Annotated in this window: 17 protein-coding genes, 5 tRNA genes and 1 pseudogene; 3 read left to right on the forward strand and 20 right to left on the reverse strand. The window is 41.6% G+C overall.

The window, feature by feature from the left end; genetic code table 11:
- Positions 1-535: 535 nt before the first annotated feature.
- From Q4557_RS18930 to Q4557_RS18940, 3 genes are all read left to right on the forward strand, one after another.
- Positions 536-1,162: a DUF2971 domain-containing protein gene (locus Q4557_RS18930; protein ID WP_303414778.1), complete on the forward strand. Its 627-nt coding sequence runs from the start codon at positions 536-538 to the stop codon at positions 1,160-1,162.
- A 37-nt stretch (positions 1,163-1,199) separates the two neighbouring features.
- Positions 1,200-1,637, forward strand: a complete 438-nt coding sequence (locus Q4557_RS18935; RefSeq protein ID WP_303414781.1) for a hypothetical protein — start codon at positions 1,200-1,202, stop codon at positions 1,635-1,637.
- A 147-nt stretch (positions 1,638-1,784) separates the two neighbouring features.
- Positions 1,785-2,825 carry an IS481 family transposase gene (locus Q4557_RS18940; RefSeq protein ID WP_303414784.1) on the forward strand — a complete coding sequence of 347 codons (1,041 nt, stop codon included), beginning with the start codon at positions 1,785-1,787 and terminating at the stop codon, positions 2,823-2,825.
- Positions 2,826-3,124: 299 nt separating this feature from the next.
- Here the strand turns inward: Q4557_RS18940 and Q4557_RS18945 are convergent.
- The 20 genes and pseudogenes from Q4557_RS18945 to Q4557_RS19040 all read right to left on the reverse strand — a co-directional run.
- A pseudogene (locus Q4557_RS18945) lies at positions 3,125-3,361 on the reverse strand (IS91 family transposase); the annotation flags it as partial.
- 300 nt (positions 3,362-3,661) lie between these two features.
- Positions 3,662-5,833 (reverse strand): AAA family ATPase, encoded by a 2,172-nt coding sequence (locus tag Q4557_RS18950; RefSeq protein WP_368506500.1) that lies wholly within the window; start codon positions 5,831-5,833, stop codon positions 3,662-3,664.
- Positions 5,830-6,267: a VPA1267 family protein gene (locus Q4557_RS18955; RefSeq protein ID WP_303414789.1), complete on the reverse strand. Its 438-nt coding sequence runs from the start codon at positions 6,265-6,267 to the stop codon at positions 5,830-5,832. Before Q4557_RS18955 ends, Q4557_RS18950 begins: the two co-directional genes overlap by 4 nt.
- Before the next feature lie 56 nt (positions 6,268-6,323).
- A complete protein-coding gene (locus tag Q4557_RS18960) occupies positions 6,324-6,746 on the reverse strand; it encodes a hypothetical protein (RefSeq protein WP_303414792.1) in 423 nt (140 codons plus the stop codon).
- 10 nt (positions 6,747-6,756) lie between these two features.
- Complete coding sequence (locus Q4557_RS18965) at positions 6,757-9,084, reverse strand: hypothetical protein (RefSeq protein WP_303414795.1); 2,328 nt, start codon at positions 9,082-9,084, stop codon at positions 6,757-6,759.
- Positions 9,081-10,727 (reverse strand): hypothetical protein, encoded by a 1,647-nt coding sequence (locus Q4557_RS18970; RefSeq protein ID WP_303414798.1) that lies wholly within the window; start codon positions 10,725-10,727, stop codon positions 9,081-9,083. The genes Q4557_RS18965 and Q4557_RS18970 overlap by 4 nt, the downstream gene beginning before the upstream one ends.
- Positions 10,724-12,049, reverse strand: a complete 1,326-nt coding sequence (locus Q4557_RS18975) for a site-specific integrase (protein ID WP_303414800.1) — start codon at positions 12,047-12,049, stop codon at positions 10,724-10,726. The genes Q4557_RS18970 and Q4557_RS18975 overlap by 4 nt, the downstream gene beginning before the upstream one ends.
- A 99-nt stretch (positions 12,050-12,148) precedes the next feature.
- The gene (gene nth, locus Q4557_RS18980; RefSeq protein WP_303414803.1) at positions 12,149-12,784 is read right to left on the reverse strand and encodes an endonuclease III; all 636 of its coding nucleotides are present in this window, start codon (positions 12,782-12,784) and stop codon (positions 12,149-12,151) included.
- A gap of 3 nt (positions 12,785-12,787) precedes the next feature.
- Complete coding sequence (locus Q4557_RS18985) at positions 12,788-13,483, reverse strand: electron transport complex subunit E (RefSeq protein WP_076536406.1); 696 nt, start codon at positions 13,481-13,483, stop codon at positions 12,788-12,790.
- Positions 13,476-14,111, reverse strand: coding sequence for an electron transport complex subunit RsxG (gene rsxG / locus Q4557_RS18990; RefSeq protein ID WP_102437228.1), 636 nt, complete (start codon positions 14,109-14,111; stop codon positions 13,476-13,478). The genes Q4557_RS18985 and rsxG overlap by 8 nt, the downstream gene beginning before the upstream one ends.
- 12 nt (positions 14,112-14,123) lie before the next feature.
- On the reverse strand, positions 14,124-15,173 hold the full coding sequence (gene rsxD, locus Q4557_RS18995; protein ID WP_303414807.1) for an electron transport complex subunit RsxD: 1,050 nt from the start codon (positions 15,171-15,173) through the stop codon (positions 14,124-14,126).
- A gap of 2 nt (positions 15,174-15,175) precedes the next feature.
- Positions 15,176-17,785 carry an electron transport complex subunit RsxC gene (gene rsxC / locus Q4557_RS19000; RefSeq protein WP_303414809.1) on the reverse strand — a complete coding sequence of 870 codons (2,610 nt, stop codon included), beginning with the start codon at positions 17,783-17,785 and terminating at the stop codon, positions 15,176-15,178.
- Complete coding sequence (gene rsxB / locus Q4557_RS19005; protein WP_102475526.1) at positions 17,779-18,396, reverse strand: electron transport complex subunit RsxB; 618 nt, start codon at positions 18,394-18,396, stop codon at positions 17,779-17,781. Before rsxB ends, rsxC begins: the two co-directional genes overlap by 7 nt.
- Before the next feature lie 2 nt (positions 18,397-18,398).
- Positions 18,399-18,977, reverse strand: a complete 579-nt coding sequence (rsxA, locus tag Q4557_RS19010; protein WP_076536414.1) for an electron transport complex subunit RsxA — start codon at positions 18,975-18,977, stop codon at positions 18,399-18,401.
- Positions 18,978-19,114: 137 nt separating this feature from the next.
- A complete protein-coding gene (locus tag Q4557_RS19015) occupies positions 19,115-21,016 on the reverse strand; it encodes a GGDEF domain-containing protein (protein ID WP_102437236.1) in 1,902 nt (633 codons plus the stop codon).
- 177 nt (positions 21,017-21,193) lie between these two features.
- Positions 21,194-21,269: transfer RNA gene (locus tag Q4557_RS19020), tRNA-Asn, on the reverse strand.
- Positions 21,270-21,287: 18 nt separating this feature from the next.
- A tRNA-Asn gene (locus Q4557_RS19025) sits at positions 21,288-21,363 on the reverse strand.
- Between the two features lie 35 nt (positions 21,364-21,398).
- Positions 21,399-21,474, reverse strand: a tRNA-Asn gene (locus Q4557_RS19030).
- 32 nt (positions 21,475-21,506) lie between these two features.
- Positions 21,507-21,582, reverse strand: a tRNA-Asn gene (locus tag Q4557_RS19035).
- Positions 21,583-21,608: 26 nt separating this feature from the next.
- Positions 21,609-21,682 (reverse strand) — tRNA-Asn (locus Q4557_RS19040).

A 21,682-nucleotide genomic window follows, 5' to 3' on the forward strand; every position in this document is an offset into this window, starting at 1 on the left:
CATGTGATTCTCCATTTGGTTTAGTGTAAATGGAAAACTCTATTTAAAACATTCTGATTTTAAGGGAGGGTTACACCTGCTTGTTGGTGACTATTTGATTGATGATTACGTTGAAGGAAAAGGGCAAGAGAGCTTTCAAGGTGAGCTAATTCACTTCTCAGGAGAGCGATTTAAGGATTGGAATGCCGTGATGCGGTATTTTGCACTTTCGTAGGCTAGATAGGCGCTGGCTGACATGTTTATGCCCCATTGTGAGTTACAGCCGCTAAGCAGTACAGATAGGTAACAAGCCTGTTGACCTACCTTTGGTAATCGATAATTGACTGCTGCTGATTACTTCAGATAAGGTATCAATTTCAATGCTCACTTTGCTAATCATTGTGCTCGTTTATCCAATCCAACTCTGGTAAAGTGAATATAAATCAATAGCTTTACTTTAGTAAGGTTTAAATAATAGCTTTATTAATTGTGCATGCGCGTTTTGTTAAATAAACGCGTATGCGCACTATACAAACGTTAGGCAGTCAGAGGTTGTATGAAGCTTTATCATTACATGGACGAGCACTTTGGATTGCAAAACTTAGCAAACCGAAGGATTAAGGCTTCGACTTTCGATAGGTTAAACGATCCTTTCGAGCTTCTTGGAATAGAAACGAGCAATCCAAGGATTCGTGCTGCTCTTAATGAAATGAAACGAAGTGTCGCTGCTCAATTCGGAATATTATGTTTCAGTAAAATTTGGTCAAATCCAGTTCAATGGGCTCATTATGCAGACAACCACCAAGGTTTATGTATTGAGCTTGAGCTTTCAGATAAAGATGATGCTAGAAAGGTGGATTATGTATCTGAAAGATTAAAAAGCAGATTAATTTCCGATCCTAAATTCTCAGAAAAATTACTACTTTCTAAATTTAAACACTGGGAATATGAGCAAGAATACAGGCTAATACGAGAGTTAAGAAACTATGATGAAGAGAATGGTATTTTCTTTCAGCCCTTTAACTCTGAAATTAAATTAACAAAAGTAATTATAGGTTGTCAGTCAAACATAACCAGAAGTAGTCTACAAGAAAAACTGAGTAAAGAAGATCGTGATATTGAAATTATATATGCTAGAGCAGCGTTTAAATCATTTAAAATAGTAAAGCACAAAAATAAGTAAAATTATGTCTATGAATATTCATTGATAACGAGGAAATATGGCAAAAATTGATAAAGCAGATCTTGCACTTGAGTACCTAAATCAAGCTATCGAGTGTTTCTTAGACACAAAAAGGTTCGCGAGTGCTCTTCATTTAGCAGGGGCTGCACAAGAAATCATTGAAAAACTAATCAAGGGTGATCGTTCACAGGGCTTTTTAACGATCTTCACAGATGTGGTTGGTCGGGATATGGCAAAAAATGGATTGGAACTAGATAAAGTTAAATTTCTAGCTACTAACCGAACTCCCAAGAATGCAGTAAAACATTTGGATAGCAAGAAAGATCGATATGTAGAATTAGATCTTGAAGAAGAAGCTTTCAAGATGTTAGCTGAAGCATTAATGGATGCTATGATCTTCCACAAAAATGAAACTGAAAATATGACTAGGTTTAAAGAGTACTTCACAGCAAATGCTCTGGCGTATCTGAAATAAAAGCTAGTTTGCAAATTGGCTCGACCATATTCATAACGAATAAGGTGTATTAGTTTCGACTTGATCTGACATTCAACTTGAAAAAGTGAGAGTTACCCGTTTTGATAAAGGTGTCGAATCTTTTAATCAAAACCAAAGGTAACTCTCATGTTGCATACTAACAATCCAATCATTAAACACAAAGCAGGTTTACTCAATTTAGCTGAAGAGCTGGGTAACGTATCTCGAGCATGTAAAGTAATGGGTGTCTCTAGAGATACATTTTATCGCTATCAAGAACTTGTTGAAGATGGTGGTATTGAAGCCTTAATTGAAAAGACACGCAGAACACCTAATCTGAAGAATCGAGTTGACGAAGCGACTGAACAGTCAGTAATTAAATATGCTATCGACTTTCCTGCTCATGGCCAACATAGAACCAGTAATGAACTGCGTAAGCTGGGGATATTTGTGTCAGGTAGTGGTGTTCGCTCTATTTGGCTTCGCCATAACCTAGAAAACTTTAAGAAACGGCTTAAAGCATTAGAGGACAAGGTCGCCAATGACGGAATTATTCTAACCGATGCCCAAGTTGCTGCTCTTGAAAAGAAAAAACATGATGATGAAGCATGTGGCGAGATAGAAACTCATCATCCAGGCTACCTCGGCTCACAAGATACGTTCTATGTCGGTAACCTAAAAGGTGTGGGTAGGATCTACCAACAGACTTTCGTTGATACTTATAGCAAGGTAGCGTTTGCCAAGCTCTATACGACAAAAACACCAATCACCGCAGCAGATATGCTCAACGATAAAGTTCTGCCTTATTTCGAACAACACGAGCTTCCTATGCTACGGATATTGACTGATAGGGGAACAGAATACTGCGGGCGAGTTGAGCAGCATGACTACCAGTTATACCTAGCAATAAATGATATCGATCATACAAAAACTAAGGCAATGTCACCGCAAACGAATGGTATTTGTGAACGGTTCCATAAGACAATTTTGAATGAATTTTATCAGGTTACTTTCCGAAAAAAGCTATACGATAATTTAGAAATGTTGCAAAAAGATCTAGACGCATGGATAAATTACTACAACAATGATCGAACTCATCAAGGAAAAATGTGCTGTGGTCGAACGCCACTTGAAACATTATTGGATGGGAAACAGATTTGGGCAGATAAAAATCTAGCTCAAATCTAAGCTGACAGACACCATAAAAAATGGGTAACTGTCAGATCAAGTCTGAGCTACTACAAATAAGGATAGGTCGCGCGCAGCCGTGTCCTTATCCCAAGTGTTGAACAAGGCCGACTTATACCTTTATAGTGTAAATATCGGCGTAAGAACTTACGCTTTTTAGGTCAGTGCTGACCAGTTACATTTTTTATTAGTCACATAGAACCCTTAGCATTGTTAGTTAAATTTTTATATATCAATACCTTAGAGCCTTACCTTGTTTTTTTTCGCAATTTCAGTGTTAATTTATCTCATGCTTCGGCTTAAATAGTGCTGTTAGGTGTCGTTGCCTTTTGCCTAAGAGTGCTTGACGCTCGCGCATTCACCCCCATAAATTTCATCGGTTGTTGGCAGCAAGGGCAAGGCCGTATGGCTTGAGCTCTAGTTGTGTTTTCGAGCGGCGTCAACATCGTCCCAGCTACGGCTAACAGCAAACGATTTTGTTGCCGCAGTTTGGCTGCACCTCCTCTCAACAAGCCATAATCTCTGACCCGTCTTAATGTAGTGGTTCAGCAAAACTGGCCACGACTTTGTAGTCAATTGGTGTGTTTGGCATAGAATAAGTTATCAGAAAATTCAGCTGCACTTGTTCATCGTAACTCGAAAATGTCCAGAAACGTGTCAGCTTTGATACTAGAACCTGACACACTTCTGGGCAGAAGTGATTTGTAAGATTAGTCGCTCAACTACAGGCACATCTAGCTTCGCAAGAGCGCAGAATAAACTATGGATAATGCTTCGCATTAACACACAGCTTATTTCCGCTTGCACCCGTAGTCACTCCTTAATCATAAGTTTTATTATTGTTTTGTTAAAAGCTCAACAAGATAACTATTGCGTTTGTGAGAATGACTAGGGGCTTCGGTTACAAGTCTAAATTCAGCACTTGAGCCGACAATATGTATTTCATGTTCCGCCCTCGTGATTGCGGTATAGAGCCAAGCCCTATCTACGATTCTGCCTTTTTTCAGGGCGATAATGATACGTGGGAACTGGGAGCCTTGCGCTTTGTGAAGGGTTATTGCATAACCCAGTTCCATACAATCCAATACAGTTTGTGTGATTTCAATCTTATCTCCAGTATCAAGGGTCACTTCACCATAACTATCACCACTAGCCGTAACGCTTGTGAGAACACCAAGAGAGCCATTCTGTATGCCTTTATCGTAATGATTACGGGTAAACAAAATCGTGTCATTTAAACGGATATTTTGAAAAAACTTCTCACCATTAATTTCAAATTCAAGCCTACTACCATTGGGATTTATGGCCTCCTGGGTCAGCATATTGATTTCAGCAACTAGGGCTTTTGTAGGAGCCATAATACGGCTATTTTCGGGAGACTTTTGATACAACTGACAGCAGACTTGAGCAATGTTTTCTTGACTGGTTTCGTGAAAGTGTATTGCATCTGTGCTTAAGTGATCTGGCATCACGCCCTGATTAATGAGCTTTGAGTATTCAGGGATGCCCGTTGAGCCTTCTTGCCTTTTGACAATATCCAGCATGGTGTTAGCAACCGTTTTTGCTTGAACAATATCAGCCAGTACTTTACCGCATCCTATTGGTGGAAGTTGGTCTGGGTCGCCAGTAAATATTAATCGTGTAGAAGGATGAATGTGATTTACAAGGCGATACATGGTCGGCAAATCAATCATGCTCGCTTCATCAATAACTAAGAGGTGATTGGTTTGTTTATCGCTGGGTTCAATAGGCTCTTCACGGAGAAACTTAGCAATGGTTGAAGTGACAAAGCCAATCGACTCATGCAGTCTCATCGCTGCGCGACCACTCAGCGCAACGGCATGGACTTCAAAGCCCTGTTGATGATAAGCCTTAAGTGCGGTTCTTAGTACCGTTGTCTTGCCTGTGCCTGCTCCGCCTGTAATGCAACTTACCGAGCTATCTAAGCACGTTATTACGGCTTCGGTTTGCTTGCTGGTTAAGTCGTAAGGCAGCTCGGCAACCGCAGTACAATATGAAGCATTAGCCTGTTCATCCAACAAATCATTGCATTTGACTAATGCGTTAAGTCTTTTAGCAACGACACTCTCCATCAAGAGTTGTGCGGTTGGGTGATAAGTTCCCTTGTCAGGATTTAAAATGTACTGCGCCTTATTATGGCCCGATTGAAATGCCTGCGTTATCAGTATTTTGTCTTTAAGGAGTTTGTAGAGGTAAGGGCGCACGTTAGTGTGAGTGGTATAGGTATGACCCTTTTCAATTTCTTTTCGAATAGCCATTTCAAGTGCTGCACTAAGTCTTCTTGGATCATCCTTTGCAACATAGGTCTTAAAATCCGTTACCTTGATAATATCTTCAATGTCGCTGAACGAAAGACCAAAACCAATAAGTGCATAGGGATTGCCCTTGATAACATCGATAGAGACTTCACCATGATGCTTAAGGAGCCGTTGCTGCACATTGGCAGGGATTTTGTGCTCACTCATCCAGTTGCAATACGCTAAATTTTTGTATTTGGCATAGCCTTTGTAAAGTGATTCCACAGAATCGTCATTCACAATCGATTTCAGGCGCTTTCTGGATTCAGGTGTGTCATTTCTTAATGTGGCATGAAAGTCTTTACCTAAGAGCTGCCAAAGCGCTCTGGCTTTGCTTTCCCCAATCCCTTTGAATATGCTTTCTCTGGCAATAAAGCGTATTAGTTGCTCACCTGTTTCGGGCAAAGAGCACTCAACATACTCTGGTGATTCATAGGTGTGCTGCTGCATCACATAATCGCCTGTCTCGATGTTTTTTAATTGTCGATGACCTTTGACTGACCAATGCTGACCCAGTTCAGGTTGTATGGGGATGCTCTCAGGGTCGACTTTGATGGTGACGTAATACTTGCCACTATTGGTTTTGTAAGAGCCTTTTGCCAGCGGCACACCGCTGAATATCACCATGTTGGTCGAGCGGAAAGGGACACTAGTTACACGCATCTGGTCTTCATGCAAAGCGGCATTCATCGTGGCATTAACCCCATTTCAGATAAGGTTTCAGACAGTTCACCGAAACGTTCAAGTCGCTTTTCAAGCTCTTTGACCTTAGCTTTTAATTCAATATTCTCAGACTCTAATAAAGACACTCGCTTTGAATCAAGCAGTTTACGATTCGCTGTATTGTCGTAGGCTTTGGGTTTATCCGCATTCTTCTTTGCAGCGTTAGTTAAAGGTGGCAGGACGCCTTTACCACGCAGTTCATCTTCTAAAGCTTTAAGTGCTGTTTTGAGGGCAGGGTTTTGATTTAAAGCAGATTTACCACAGCCAATCCCTTTTGCCACTTCAATACGATTAAGCTGACCTCTGAACACGATTTGTTTAAAGTCATCGTCCGTCTGTGTGGCTTTCCAAACCTCAAATGCCTCAAGGTTTTGCTGCGCCTTTTGCTGACCACCTGCCATTTTACCCCTCGCTATATTTTGATTGAAGGCTGAGTGCGTTAGACATTGTTGGGTGTTTACGAATTGCTGCGCTCAATGTCTTGCAGAGTTTTTTGAAACACATCCATGACACTTGGATTAGTTTTGCCAATGCTGGATAACTTTTGAATGAAAGCCTGAAGTTTGCCTATTTCTGAACGTGCTACCGCAAGTTCGGATTCCAGTTGGAGCACCTTCTCCGCTAAATCCACATCTTTCTGTAAGTAAGCAATCAGTTCCTCATTTTCAGATGAAACGGGCTTTCCCCTTAGAACTTGCTTTTTTTGCTTGTACTCATGCTTGATATTGGCGTACTTGTCGAGCGTTTGTCTCGTAGTAGCAATACCTAAGCTGGATTCTGTTTTTGTGACTAATAAATCCCACGTTAGTTTACCCTCCCAGCTTCGGATGAGGGCTTGAATGGAGATTTGCTGTTCAGTTTCTAGTGATTTAATTGCCATATTTATTGTCCTAGAGTGAGCCCAAGAAACCCAAGAATTTATCTGTGGCTTCATCTCTTTTATTGTCGTTTTTTGCCTCAATAGCAGCTTGAAGTGCTTGCTCGGCATCAGGTAGCGCTAACTCTGTATCTTCCACTGTTTGGGTCTCTAAATTGGTGATTCTTATGCTGTTTGAACCAGCTAGCAATCGCACCATACGACCTTCTTCTATCGCCTCATCGGACAGCACTTCAATGAGTTTTTTTAGCATACAAGTATTGCGATAATGGGTTCTGTACCACTTGTGCTGCGCTTCACTTGTTTCAAAGTTGATAGACGCCTGAACCCTCTCCAAGTTATGCGTTTGCACTTTCAAATCCTTCTGGAGTAAGTCGATTGCCTCACTATCATGGGTCACATGGCAAGAAGATGAGCATAACGCACATTGCGTTTCAAACTCCGACATATAAGTGCAGGGTGAGAGGGCGAGGTTTTGATCGCAAAACCCTGTCTCATGAACAAAAGTCGGTGTTTCATTGTCGATAGCCTTATTAAATTGATCCATGGTCGCAATACGAAGCTTTAGCTTATTTTCGACATCGCTTTCTAGTTCATTAGAGTAAGAGATATCCCCAATGACAGAAGCGTTTTGAGCGTCAGTGGTGTGGATATAGGTCAGTGTCTGCTCGGCGCTCTTTCGGCCTGACAACATAGAAATAAGGTGGTGAGGCAGTCCTTTTTTCGCCAGAAGATCATTTTGCCAATGACGCAGTTGGTGCGGCTTGAGCAAAAAGCTGGATGAGAACCCGTGTCGCTCAAAGAGCGTGAGCCTATTTTTAGCGCGTTTTATTAGTTCGTCAGAAAAGAAACCACTTAGCGAACTGATAGGCACTAAAAAGAAGGGGTGTATCACTCTGCCACCCAATTGCTTTTGTGTGTAGGCAAATAATGCTTTCTCAAAACCGACATGCTTAGTTTGTGCGCTATTGTAACCTTTTAGGTGAGATTGATTCATCTCGATGGTGTGATTTTGAAACTCTGCTACGGTGAGTTCTGCCTTGCCTGCTGTATAGTTATCGTATTGAGACTGCTCTGAGAGTAAACATCCTGTAAGCGCAAAAGCGTAAGGGCATTTGTTCTTAAACACCAGAGTGTCGAAGGGTTCAAGCTGTGCGATGGGCTTGATGAACCTTGGCTGATGCGGGTTTCGTACGTCTGTTTTGTCGGTTGCCCTTTTTGTGTCAGGTGTAACTCGCACACATTTGTCACTACCATCAAAAAAGCCCAGTAGCAAACCAAGATGTAATAGGTTGGTTGATTTACTCATGGAAGGCTTAAGCAGGGCAATATTCTCATAGCTGGGCGTAAATTCACCGAGCACCTCTTTGAGAGGGCGGTTCGGCTTTTGATAGAATCGAGCCAGCGCTCTTGCAGGCTCTGTAGCGAGAATGGTGTAGTGCAACGCTCTGTCTAAGCTATCGACCATTTCGGCATTAATGTGGTTTGCGTAATCCTTGTACCCCTTCGAGCCTCGCCAGTGGAGGTAATGCACCGTTTTTTCCTGTCCATCGACAACTTGTGTATGAGCCTTTATGCGTTGCACTGTTAAAAGTACTTGCTCTGCGCCGACCCGATTAGGTGAAGCCATGCCAAGTGCTGCCATGGTACAAATGAAGCTGTCTCGCTGCTCTTGCTTCGATAATATAAGGGGTTGCCAAGCCTTAATATTTTCCTTGTCATCACCCAGATAGGGCGGAATCACATCATAGAAAATAGCACCGAGCGCGAGTAACGCTGCTTCAGAAGGAAGCTTGTTTTGTTCCGCATCCAACGCATCATCGCCACTTTTATTTCGAATTGTTTCTTTGTTGGTGGTATTAATGTAGGGCTGACAGCTTTTGGCTAGCATTTTATGGTGATGTAGCCAGTTGATGAATGATGGCAACAGCGTTTTGTATGTCATCGAGTCGATGGCATGTTGAATCTTCTCAAGGGTGGCGGTTGCGATATTCTCATTTAGGTGACAAAGGAAGACTCTTGCGGATGTGATTTTATCTCTTTTCTTGCCTGTACATATGTTTTCTTTCAATATATCAAGGGTATAGGTAAATAATAACTCATGCATCTCGGGTGCTAAACGATCTTCGTCCGTGAAGCTCGTACCTATTTGGGGTTTCTTTCTATTTAGATTACAAAAGTAAATATTCTGGGTTCTGTTGTCACTGTCGGTAAATGTGACAGCAATATCTTCCCAAGATGCCTGCTCACCTTGAGCGTTGGTAAATCCAATCAGAGGCTGTGCTTTCTTTTTGGCGACATAAGCGCGTTGATTATCAATGTAGCGGTTAATCTGACTCATTTTTTCGCCCCCACTTTCATGGTTTGTCGTTCTTCGCACAGCATCATTGTCACTTTGATATAGAGAATAATGGTTTGCAGTCGTTTAACCGTAGCGGGGTGGCCTGATTGACTATTAATCGCCAGCTTACGCTCTGCCTTATCTAAATATTGCTGATGGTTTGCGGTTTCCAAAGGTCGAAAGTTATCACAGGGATAGCACCCCATTGGAGCGGCTCCCTTTGATTGACAGCTTGAGCAGTTGGCTGGGTTAAGCTTGTGCCCTATCTCTTCATCAAATGGGCTTTTCACTTTAAAGTCTGAGTGTTGCTGTAATTCTTTCGAAGATACGCTATCAAAACGTTGTATGACACTGTTACCCGCATAGGCTTCGTCTATTTTGACTCGCTCAGGCGCTTTTAAATCAAGGTAATCTTGTATTGCCTCTACCGTAACACCTGTAATGGCGGCAATTTGCGCAGGGCTTAACCCCATCCAAGCTGCGAGGGTTAACTGGGTATGACGCCAGCGATTATTTTTAAATGCAAGAGGCTTGTGCGCTATCCGGTCACTCTTGATACTTAATTTTTTTTCGAAGAGGTAAGCAATACGTTGGGCAAGACTTGCCGAAGAGAGGTGGAAAGCCTCTGATGTGTCGCTTACTGATTGAAAGAGACTCTCTTTTGTATCAAATTTTACGGAGAATAAACTTTGGTCTGGAAACAAGGGGAGTCGTTGCATTAGCTCTTTTGTTTCACTCTCAGAGAGGATAACGCCGCTCTTGCTTAATGAAGTGCAAAGGAGATTTTCGTACACTTGGTAATACTGAAGCAACAATTCAGACAGATTTGGCTCCAAGCGATGTGAACGTGACTCGGCATCGACTCTAAACGCTCCAGTTTTACCTTTGAAGGTTCGTAGGTGCAACTGCTCTACATCAGAAAAATGATGCTGTGTTAAAGGCTGCCAATCACGGTTGCTTTCTTTGTGTGACTTAAATGTTTGGCCTACCCGTAAAAGGTCACACCATTTAATTTTAACCAGTTGCGTAGGTCTTCTTACAATGGCCACCATCAACTGACAAGCCAGAACGGTTCTAAGGCGAGTGAAAGGTTGTGCTGTTGCAATCTCACTGCTGAGTGCATGGAGGGTTTCAATTCTTAGTGCTTCAAGGAGGTTATCACGCTCGATTTCACTGTAAGCGCCTGTTGTTTCATCAAGGATATTTTTTTGGTGACCTCGTGTGCCTAAATTCTCATCCTTAACGATGTCATAGAGCGGAGTAAGAAGACTGCTGCGGTACTCGTGACTTCGTTTGGTAAATGCGTTTAGGGCATCTCTTACAGCCTTTTTATAGTCCGTGAGCGTTAACCGCCACGCCTCAAAAGTCGTTGGCTCTAAGTAATCGCAAATGGTTTTTAAGGTGCTGACATAGCCTTTTAGGGTTGAATAAGCATAATGTTTAGCAACGTGCGCGATAGTCAGTCGTAGGTCGAGGAAAGTTTCACCATCTAACGCATTCATCCAGTCCAGGTAAAGGGGTTTCTTGTAGCCAAGCAGCCATTCATCTGAAAAGAGATCGAACTCATAGCCCGTTTGTTTTGATTGAAAAATTCGTTTTCCTTTATAGCTAATTTTTAAGCTTTTAAGTTCAACGCTGTTCATTTGCTACCTCTCAGATTCGGTACTGATTGGTTCTGATTATTCGATGAAATTTCAGCCACAGTTACCGCCAACATGAACTCGTTGTAGACTAATGCCATTTTTGAATCTTCAACCCAGCCCATCGCATATTTGCGAAGGTCTTCGATTTTGTCAGGTGAAAAACCTTTTTCTTTTGCTCTAACTTCAAAGATTTCATTCCATTTATGGCGAAGTAAATGTGGGTGAAGTGCTATGCCAATAGAGTCGCCAAAGGTTTTAATTACCTTGTGGATTGCGTTGTAAGACATTGGCTGTCCGATGGTTTTTCCTTTTTCTGAGATGAATAAAAAATCATGTTCATGAGCGTTTGGTGTGCTTTTACGCACGGTTTCAATATAGAGCTTAATAAACTTCATTAAATCACGAGAGATTGGAACAGAAAGTGCTTTTGTTTTATTCGCAGCGGGAAGGCGTCTTGTGTCCGTTGGGTCGTTGGGCGTTCGGGTGAGTAGGAATCTAGGATTGCCCCAATCATCTATTAAATCACTTACCTTTAATTTCAATACCGCACCCACGCGTACCCCTGAATCAATCAATATTTGGGCGATTATTTGATTTCGAAGTTTACTCGATTTGAATGGATTATCAGGAGAGCATTCTTGAATAACATCCAACAAATTAAAGAATTTATCGGATGGGATAGCAGATTCAAAAGCATCTTTAGTAATAGTATTGTCCTTTCGGGAGCTAGATATTACGGTGCTTATGTAGAGTTTAAATTTATTAAATTGGTCATCGGTGCTGATTTGCTGCTTAGTTTCAGCTTTATCGTAGTGATGGCACACGTATAAAAACTCAATGTAGGCTTTCAGGCGATTGAGGCGTTGATTAAAAGTATGTGCTGACACTTCTGGTTGACTGTTGGATGTCGCATGGATTGCATCCCTGATTCTTTTATCGGTAAGGCTAACTACTGTGCTGTCTTCGCTATCAGATTCTGTGCCCACATAAAATTTACAAGTACGAATATAACTGTCAATTTCTTCAATAGATAGAAAAGTGCCACTCGCAACACGCTCAACGAGATCAATACCTTTATCAATGAAGAAGCAATATAGAAACTTCAATTCGTAGGCATATTTTTTTATGGTATAGAATGACGGTGACTGTTTTGACTTTGACTTTGAAAGTGGAGAATTATGATTGCCATTAAGATAAGCATTCAAGTACAAGCAGCAAGGTAAGCCATCCCTAATAACAGCGGGAAATGAATAACCATTTATATCCTTGTATATTTTTACTTGAACATTAACACTCAAAGCATTCATTGCAAAGTCAACCATTAATTATACATAAATACACCTTAATTGGCCTTTTTGCTTTTGTAAAGGTAAAAAAATAGATTCCCTTGGGAATCTATTACTTCGCATGAGTATAATCCTTTACTTTTTCTTTGGTGGAGAGTATTCGCAAAGGTCTTCTATCATACAGCTACCACAGCGAGGCTTGCGGGCGATGCAGGTATAGCGTCCATGTAAAATAAACCAGTGATGTACATCGACTTTAAATTCGGCAGGGGTGACTTTCAGCATTTTTTCTTCTACTTGGTCGACATTTTTACCCATGGCAAATTTAGTGCGATTTGCCATACGAAAAATATGGGTATCAACAGCGATGGTCGGCCAGCCAAATGCAGTGTTGAGTACCACGTTGGCAGTTTTACGGCCAACGCCAGGGAGTGCTTCTAATGCCTCTCGATTTTCAGGTACTTCGCCGCCATGTTGATCAATTAGCATTTTACAGGCTTTAATAACATTTATCGCTTTGTTGTTATAAAGCCCAATGGTTTTAATGTAAGTTTTTAAGCCATCAACGCCAAGATCGTAAATTCCTTGAGCTGTGTTGGCGACAGGGAATAATTTGTCAGTGGCTTTATTGACGCTGACATCGGTTGCTTGCGCCGACAGGGTGACGGCAACCAGCAGTTCAAACGGCGATGAAAAGTTTAATTCAGTTTCAGGTTTAGGGTTATTGTCCCGAAGACGGGTTAACATTTCATAACGTTTTTGTTTGTTCATCTATTAGCTAACCTTGGTAATTCTGGCGCGCGCTATGGCTTCGCTTTGTTGTTTTGGTTGTCGGCTTTCGAGTTTTGCATCAATAACATTTTTAAGGGCAATTAACAGTCCCATGGCGATAAACGCCCCCGGCGGTAACATTGCAATTAAAAAATGGCTATCGAGTTGAAATACTTGAATCGTCAGTGCGCTTGCCCAGTCACCTAACAGCAGCTCAGCACCATCAAATAAAGTGCCTTGACCAAGAACTTCACGTACTCCGCCAAGCACCACTAAAATGGCGGTAAACCCAAGTCCCATCATGAGCCCATCAAAAGCAGCACTGCTAACATTGTTGCGTGATGCAAAGGCTTCTGCTCGGCCAATGATCACACAGTTGGTGACAATCAAGGGCAAGAAAATGCCTAAAGAAAGGTATAAGCCATAGGCATAAGCATTTATTAACAGCTGAACACAGGTTACTAGTGCGGCAATGATCATCACAAACACTGGAATACGGATTTCTTTTGGAACAAAGTTGCGCACCAATGATACCAGTACATTAGAACCAACCAGCACTAGTAGTGTGGCAACACCTAAGCCTAAAGCATTGGTTACCGTAGCTGTTACAGCTAATAACGGACATAAGCCTAATAACTGAACCAATCCGGGATTGTTTTTCCATAATCCTTGCCAAGCTATTTCGCGGTAATTAGTCATGATCTCGTCCACATTGGTTTACGGTGCTATAAAGCATTTGCCTGTTGTTTTTAACATAGGTTAGGGCATTATTAATCGCTTTGACATAAGCTCTTGGGGTAATGGTAGCCCCTGTAAATTGGTCGATGTTACCACCATCTTTTTTAACGCCTAATGGTTTATCGTTTGAATTAAAAACTAACCCAGCAAAGGCTAAAACCCAGTCAGATTTTCTTAAATCAATTTTGTCACCTAAGCCAGGTGTTTCCTGATGTGCTAAGGTTCTTACGCCTAGTAGGGTGTTGTCGTTATCGACACCGATAATAAGCTTGATATCACCGTTATAACCGTCAGGGGCAATGGCTTCAATGGCCATTGCAACAGGTAAATCGCCCTGTTTAGCAATATAGGCTGATAACGATTGATCGCTGCCCAAATATGCTTCATCAATCACGGCAATACAATCGTCAGTTAATGCATTGTCATGCATTGCTTGAGGTATGATTTGTTGCAGCACGCGTGTAAGTTGCTTGCGTTGCTGGTCAATAATCCTGTCTGCAGTTAAATAGTTCACGCTTGCTACTAAACCAGTGCAACACAAAGCAAATATCGCAAGTATCAGGCCATTTCGTGTAATAATATTAGACATAATAAATCCTGTTTAATTTCCTGCTCTATGGCCGTATGAGCGCGGACGAATGTAGTAATCAATAAATGGGGCACACATATTGGCAAGTAAAACTGCAAAGGCGACCGCATCAGGGTAACCACCATAGGTTCTAATCACAAAAATAAGCACGCCTATGATAGCGCCAAATAACAATCTGCCCCGGGGACTGGTTGCAGCGGTAACAGGATCGGTCGCAATAAAGAAAGCACATAACATGGTGCCACCAGAAAACAGATGCAGTAATGGGCTAGCATGAGTACTTGGATTTAATAAAAATCCCACACCTGCACAGATAAATATCGCTAATAATATGCCAGTACTGATCTGCCAGCGGATCACCTTGAGCTTTAACATCACAAGGCCACCAAGTAAATACGCAATATTGACCCAAAGCCAGCCAACACCTGCTATGCCGTCAAAAACATTCTTCTGTAAACTTTCGGCGCTAGTTAACCCCATAGATAAATCAGTTTTGAATGTGTCTAACGGTGTCGCCATAGTATGACCGTCGATGCCAAGGCGATATAAATGAATATCCACATTGGATAATTCAAATATTGAATTTAATGCTGCAATAATGCCCACATGATTGCTAGCAAGTTCTGCAGGTGCAACCCATGAGGTCATTTGCATTGGAAACGAAACCAGTAACAGAACATATGCAGCCATGGCAGGATTAAAGATATTATTACCTAGCCCGCCATATAAATGCTTTACGATCACGATAGCAAAAAGACAGCCTATAACCGTCATCCACCAAGGTGTTAAGGGCGGTATGGCAACGGCAATCAATAAAGCTGTAACTAAGGCACTATTATCTGCTAAGGCTGTTTTAATTGATTTATTACGTAACTTCATTATGCAAGCTTCAGCGCTTAAGGCTGTTACTACGGCAATAATGATTTGTACCAAAGTCCCCATACCAAAGAAGTAGGTTTGGGCTAAAATACCCGGAATTAAACAGTAGGCAACACGCAGCATGACTTTATTGGTCTGCAGTGTGGTACTGACATGTGGAGATGAAGCTATTTTAAATGCCATGTTTATTCCTTTTCACTCAGCTTACGCTGATTTTCAAGCTTCTTCGCTTTTGCTTTAGCAACTGCAGCTGCAATTCGTGCTTTTTTGTCGTCAGTAGCTTCTGTTGGAGCAGGCTCTTCTTTAAGCTTTGTTGGCGCTGATACAGTTTCATTTTCAGCGTCATGTTTAGGCGCAAGTTTTTTCGCTTTGGCCTTAGCAACAGCGGCTGCAATTTTCGCTTTTTTGTCGTCAACGGGTTCTGACTGTACTTTTGTCACTTCGCTAACAACTTGCTCGTTAGCAGCTTGTTCGTTAGTAGCTTGAACAGAGGCAGAGACATCATCAGTTGCATTTGTTGCAGCGAGCTTTTTCGCTTTAGCTCGTGCAACGGCAGCCGCAATTTTCGCTTTTTTGTCGTCAATTGGTTTTGACGTTACTTCTGTTACTTCGCTAACAACTTGCTCGTTAGCTACTTGAACAGAGGCAGAGATTTCATCAGTTGCACTTGTTGCAGCGAGCTTTTTGGCTTTAGCTCGTGCAACGGCAGCCGCAATTTTCGCTTTTCTGTCGTCAATTGGTTCTGAGGTTACTTCTGTTACTTCGCTAACAACTTGCTCGCTAACAACTTGCTCGTTAGCTACTTGAACAGAGGCAGAGATATCATCAGTTGCACTTGTTGCAGCTGTTGCTGCGAGCTTTTTGGCTTTAGCTCGTGCAACGGCAGCCGCAATTTTCGCTTTTCTGTCGTCAACTGCTTCTGACGTTACTTCTGTTACTTCGCTAACAACTTGCTCGTTAGCGGCTTGAACAGAGGCTGAGACATCATCAGTTGCACTTGTTGCAGCGAGCTTTTTGGCTTTTGCACGTGCAACTGCTGCGGCGATTTGTGATTTTTTGTCTGTAGCTGTGTTGCTAGGTTCACTGCTAGTAGTAACAGTGCTAGTAGTTACAGGCGTGTCATTAGCATCAGCTGGAACTGCACTGGCGAGTTTCTTGGCTTTTGCTCGGGCAATAGCGGCTTTAACTGCTGCACTTTTATCTGTAGTGGCACTATTGTTATTGCTTTCTGCAGCGGGTGTTGCCGTCGCTTGCTTTTTGGCTGCAATACGCGCCATTGCTTCTGCAACAGCATCTTTTTTACTGCTATCCATAGCAGCTTTACGTTTTTCTGCTGCGAGTCTTGATTTTTCTTCGCGGGCACGCTTTTCATCTTCAAGGCGTTGCAAGCGGGCTTCAAAACGTATTTTAGCCTGTTCAGCTTGGAATTTTTCTTCCGCTTCATTTTTAAGCGCTGATTTGGCAATGCGATAATACTCAACAAGTGGAATATCACTGGGGCAAACATAACTGCAACAGCCGCATTCAATGCAATCTTTTAAATTAAAGCTAGCGGCCTTATCGTACTCCTGGGCTTTTGCATGCCAGAATAATTGTTGCGGTAACAACAGAGCTGGGCAGACAACAGCACATTCTCCGCAGCGGATACAGGCTTTTTCATCGACATCAGGGGCGATTTCATCACTGCTTGGTACCAATATGCAGTTTGTTCCTTTTAATACTGGAACATCAGTATTGGGCAGTGCATAACCCATCATAGGACCACCGATGATGACTTTAGCACTTATGTTATTAGTGTCTTTGACTGGCGTTTGTGTTTGCTTGAGTGCATGGGTGATCGGTGTACCGATAGGTAACCAATAGTTGCCTGGTTGTGATACTTGATTACCCGTGATGGTCACTAATCTCTCAATCAGAGGTTTACCATTTAACACAGCATCTTGAATCGCAAAGGCGGTGCCGACATTGTGCACCACAATACCTTGCTGGGCCGGAATGCTACCTGTGTGTATTTCTTTACCGGTCACAATTTGAATCAACTGCTTTTCGCCACCGGAGGGGTACTTAGTTGGAATGATGGTGATACGAGTCATTTTTGCTAAGGATTCAAAGCCTGCTAACGCCGTCTTCATCGCTGCAGCAGCTTGTGATTTGTTATCTTCGATAGCGATAATTATCCGTTGAGGTTTCAACAAATAATCGATGACTTCGATGCCTTTTATGATGTCAGTTGCGTATTCACGCATTAACACATCATCAGAGGTGATATAAGGTTCACACTCAACACCGTTAATGATCACAAGATCAATTTCACTGGCTGGATTAAGTTTTATATGACTTGGAAACGTTGCGCCGCCCATACCCGCGATGCCAGCTTGCTTAATTTTCTCAATAACTTGTTGGTTACTCAGTTCTGTCAATGTCGCAGGCAAAAATACCGCAGCAGTATCTTGACCATCAGCGGCAATGGTGCAAGTTAAACAAGGTAAACCAGAGGCATGATTACTTGCATGCTGTTCAATACTGATAATTTGACCAGATGTAGGCGCATGTACAGGAAGGTACATAAAGCCTTCACCATCAGTGAGCATTTGCCCTTTGAGTACCTGCTCGCCGACTTTTACTGTTAAACGAGCGCAATCACCGACTTGAGGCAGCGGTACTCTATATTGAGCTGCTAAGGGGAGTTGGCGTACAGCTTGAGTATTAGACAGAGTCTTAAGTTGTGGAGGGTGTATTCCACCTGGAGAATGCCATAAAGTCCCTTTATCAATTTGTTCTAATAAAGTTAGCACTGAGATTCCTCGTTTACATCGTTTACTTTAGCTGCTTTTGAGCTTTTAACATGATCAATATCAATAAGCGTGACTGGGATAGAAGATAATTTCCAATCCCAGTTCTTTAGGTTTTGTTCAACTGGGATCATATCAATACAGTCAACTGGACAAGGCTCTACACACAAATCACAGCCGGTACAATCTTTAGTAATAACCGTATGCATCAGTTTACCCGCGCCTAAAATGGCATCTACTGGGCAGGCTTGAATACATTTAGTACAACCAATACATTCATCTTCTCTGATATAGGCGACTTTTTTAACCGTTTCCTGAGCTACTTCGTTTAATGGCTCTGGATCAACTCCCATTAATGACGCAAGTTTCTCCATAGTCGCAGTGCCACCAGGCGGGCACTTATTGATGTTATCACCATTGGCAATAGCTTCAGCATATGGTCGGCAGCCTGGATAGCCACATTGACCGCATTGGGTTTGCGGCAACAGGGCTTCTACTTGATCGACAATAGGGTTTCCTTCGACTTTAAATTTAATTGAAGCGTAACCAAGAATTAAGCCAAATATTAAGGCTAAGATGGTTAGCACAATGACAGCGATTGCAATACTAGACATGATTATTTAACTAGCCCCGCAAATCCCATAAAGGCAAGCGACATTATGCCTGCGGTAATCATGGCAATAGCACCACCTTTAAAAGGTAAAGGCACGTCAGCCGCCGCCAAGCGTTCGCGCATGGCTGAAAACAATACTAGTACTAAAGAAAATCCAACCGCTGCACCAAAACCATATACTGCAGATTGAATAAAGTTATGATCTTCATTGACGTTAAGTAGGGCGACACCGAGTACTGCGCAGTTGGTAGTGATGAGCGGGAGATAAATCCCTAATGCTCTATGTAAAGAGGCACTGGTTTTTTGTACTAACATTTCAGTAAATTGCACCACAACAGCAATGACCAAAATAAAGCTCATGGTTTTTAGATAGGTGATACCAAAAGGCTCAAGTAAAAATTCGTTGGTTAAGTAACTAAGTATAGATGCTAATGTGAGTACAAAAGTTGTTGCCATGGACATACCGATGGCAGAAGCTAACTTGCTAGATACCCCCATAAAAGGGCATAGTCCAAGGAATTTTACTAATACAAAATTATTAACTAGCACTGTGCCAATTAACAGTAAGAGATAGTCTGTCATTACTACACTTTTCTATATGAGAGTTCTTTAAGAGATTAGCAGTATTATCTAAGGTTTAGGCTGGTTTAACAACGGATAAAAAAAAGGGTTATGTAAATAATAACCCTTTTTTTGAATAAAGGTCTTACATTGGTTATTTATTTATCTGTTTTCGCGATAATTTCTGGTCTGGCAATGTAATAACCTTGTAAGCCATCAACGAGTAATTTTTCAAGTGTTAGTTTCTCTTCTTGCTTTTCTACGCCTGTAGCGACCACTTTTATGCCAATTCTTTTGGAGATATCAACAATCATTCTTATGAAGAATTTATTGTTGTTGTTTTGATCAATCTTATCGCTATAACTGCTGTCAAGCTTGATAAAATCGGGTTTTACTTCCCTAAAGAATTTGAAAGATGAAAAACCTAATCCAAATTGTTGAATGGCAACCTTAACGCCAACTTTGTGCATCTCATTAACGAAGCGTTGGCTTGCATTTAAGTTCTTCTGCATACCTGATTCATTGACTTCAAAGATTAATCTTGCAGCAACACTGCGGTGGCTAGATAAAATATCTGTTAACCAAGACACAAAGACTTCATGGGTAGCAGATGAGGCACTAATATTGACGCCAAAATTACCCTTAAGGCTTGGATTGGTGCTGAGTAATTGTATGCAATGAACGATGAGCATTTTATCCAAATCGATATTTAATCTATGACGTTCAGCCATTGCGACCACACTGGCTGTGGGTAAATTGGAGCCTTCATTATTAAAGAAACGGGCAAATAACTCACGATAAACATCGACTTGATTATTACAAGGTAAGATTGGTTGTTGAAAAAACTTAACCCCTTTGCGGTTAATGAGGTCATTGATGGTTACTTTCCAGTGGTTATCGCCTAATTGTTCGTTACCATTGAATTTTTCAAGAATATGGTATCTGTTAAGGCCAGATGTTTGCGCGATGCTGACTGCGGTATCCGCGAACACCAATAGCGCGTGAGGGTCAAACTGGTTTTCAAAAGGGACTAAACCGGCATTGGCAATATTATCGGGTTCAATGGTTTGGGCATATTCATCAAAGCTTCTTTTTAGGTTATCTAAAAATCGCTCAGACTCTTTTGTCGTAATACCATGAATAAATAATGCAAAATCACTGCTTGATACCCGGTAAAATTCATTGACTCCCATCTTAGAGCCAGCTGTTCTGATGCAAGTCGCAATTTTATTTAAATAATCATCGCCAGCTTCACGTCCTTGCAACTGGTTTATACTGGCAAGTTCAGCAGCTTTAACAATACAAAGCACGCCAAATTGCTGCTTATCTGATTTCGAAATAGATTTTATTTGATCGTCAAAGCGTCTTCGGGTTGAAAAGCCGGTGACAGCATCCTGATAAGCGGCTTTGGTAAGGGTATCATTTTTGTTATGAAAACTGTCGATGCTGGCTTTTAATTCGCCTCGGCTCTTTTCAAGAGCAATACCTATGGGTTTAAGCGAGCCTTTTAATCTTGAGGTTTCTACAGCTTGAAATGACAGACTAGAAATATTACTGATGTAATCAGATGCATACTTTATCCCTCTGCGGTGCACATGCATTAACAGCGCAAAACTCAGCATAATAACTAAATACGCTAAAATGGTCAGACTCGCTGCTTTTTCAAGGTTAACAAAGCTTGTGGTGATAACTGAACTCGTGTTTAACCGGACTTGCAGGCGAGCGTCAGCAAACGTATTAATATGACCTAATTCGATAGAAAAAATTTTATCTTCAAAGTCGGCGTCAGTTTTAGCTAACGTTCCATAGGTAAAGTTATTATCACTGTCAGTACTGTGGATGTATTGGAAAAATTGGAAGCTAAAATTTTCGCTTAATTGCTGAAAGAGTGCCTGTCCATCACTATTCCATTCTGTAATTGAATTGATTTGGTGCTTGTAATTTTCAATTGCAATATGGCCTTGGCGTTGCATTTCTTTATTTTCAAGGTCATAAATACGAAATAATAACAGACCAAAAATAACAAAAAGTACTAACTGGAAAGATTTTGATAAGCCCATGAATGATCCGTTTCCTGTCTTAAATGCTTGAGTTTAATGAGAATAATGTACTCAAGGTATTATAAACTTAAAAAAGAAATATAACTGTATTAAATTGTAATAGAAAAAGACATAAAAGGAGAGGGTTTTAAACTAAAAACGTGAGATATAACATGATGATATGCTAGAGGTAAATCTTGGCTCCCCGGACTGGACTCGAACCAGTGACATACGGATTAACAGTCCGCCGTTCTACCAACTGAACTACAGGGGAATTGAAGATTTATTGAAGTGGCTCCCCGGACTGGACTCGAACCAGTGACATACGGATTAACAGTCCGCCGTTCTACCAACTGAACTACAGGGGAATTGATACTTCATTTTTACAAACATACTATTAAAGTGGCTCCCCAGACTGGACTCGAACCAGTGACATACGGATTAACAGTCCGCCGTTCTACCAACTGAACTACAGGGGAATCGATACTTTAATTTTTACACTATTTTGAAGTGGCTCCCCAGACTGGACTTGAACCAGTGACATACGGATTAACAGTCCGCCGTTCTACCAACTGAACTACAGGGGAATCGATGCTTCAAAATTTGTTTTAATTGGCTCCCCGGACTGGACTCGAACCAGTGACATACGGATTAACAGTCCGCCGTTCTACCAACTGAACTACAGGG

This window comes from Shewanella sp. 5_MG-2023 (genome assembly GCF_030547465.1).
Classification (GTDB): Bacteria; Pseudomonadota; Gammaproteobacteria; order Enterobacterales; family Shewanellaceae; genus Shewanella.

Coding starts and splice junctions, on each gene's coding strand:
- rsxB (WP_102475526.1), bottom strand. CDS start 18,396: ATGTCTAGTATTGCAATCGCTGTCATTGTGCTAACCATCTTAGCCTTA.
- Q4557_RS18965 (WP_303414795.1), bottom strand. CDS start 9,084: ATGAGTCAGATTAACCGCTACATTGATAATCAACGCGCTTATGTCGCC.
- Q4557_RS18930 (WP_303414778.1), top strand. CDS start 536: ATGAAGCTTTATCATTACATGGACGAGCACTTTGGATTGCAAAACTTA.
- rsxG (WP_102437228.1), bottom strand. CDS start 14,111: ATGTCTAATATTATTACACGAAATGGCCTGATACTTGCGATATTTGCT.
- Q4557_RS18955 (WP_303414789.1), bottom strand. CDS start 6,267: ATGGCAGGTGGTCAGCAAAAGGCGCAGCAAAACCTTGAGGCATTTGAG.
- Q4557_RS18970 (WP_303414798.1), bottom strand. CDS start 10,727: ATGAACAGCGTTGAACTTAAAAGCTTAAAAATTAGCTATAAAGGAAAA.
- Q4557_RS18975 (WP_303414800.1), bottom strand. CDS start 12,049: ATGGTTGACTTTGCAATGAATGCTTTGAGTGTTAATGTTCAAGTAAAA.
- Q4557_RS18940 (WP_303414784.1), top strand. CDS start 1,785: ATGTTGCATACTAACAATCCAATCATTAAACACAAAGCAGGTTTACTC.
- rsxA (WP_076536414.1), bottom strand. CDS start 18,977: ATGACAGACTATCTCTTACTGTTAATTGGCACAGTGCTAGTTAATAAT.
- rsxD (WP_303414807.1), bottom strand. CDS start 15,173: ATGGCATTTAAAATAGCTTCATCTCCACATGTCAGTACCACACTGCAG.
- Q4557_RS18985 (WP_076536406.1), bottom strand. CDS start 13,483: ATGACTAATTACCGCGAAATAGCTTGGCAAGGATTATGGAAAAACAAT.
- Q4557_RS19015 (WP_102437236.1), bottom strand. CDS start 21,016: ATGGGCTTATCAAAATCTTTCCAGTTAGTACTTTTTGTTATTTTTGGT.
- Q4557_RS18935 (WP_303414781.1), top strand. CDS start 1,200: ATGGCAAAAATTGATAAAGCAGATCTTGCACTTGAGTACCTAAATCAA.
- nth (WP_303414803.1), bottom strand. CDS start 12,784: ATGAACAAACAAAAACGTTATGAAATGTTAACCCGTCTTCGGGACAAT.
- Q4557_RS18950 (WP_368506500.1), bottom strand. CDS start 5,833: ATGAATGCCGCTTTGCATGAAGACCAGATGCGTGTAACTAGTGTCCCT.
- Q4557_RS18960 (WP_303414792.1), bottom strand. CDS start 6,746: ATGGCAATTAAATCACTAGAAACTGAACAGCAAATCTCCATTCAAGCC.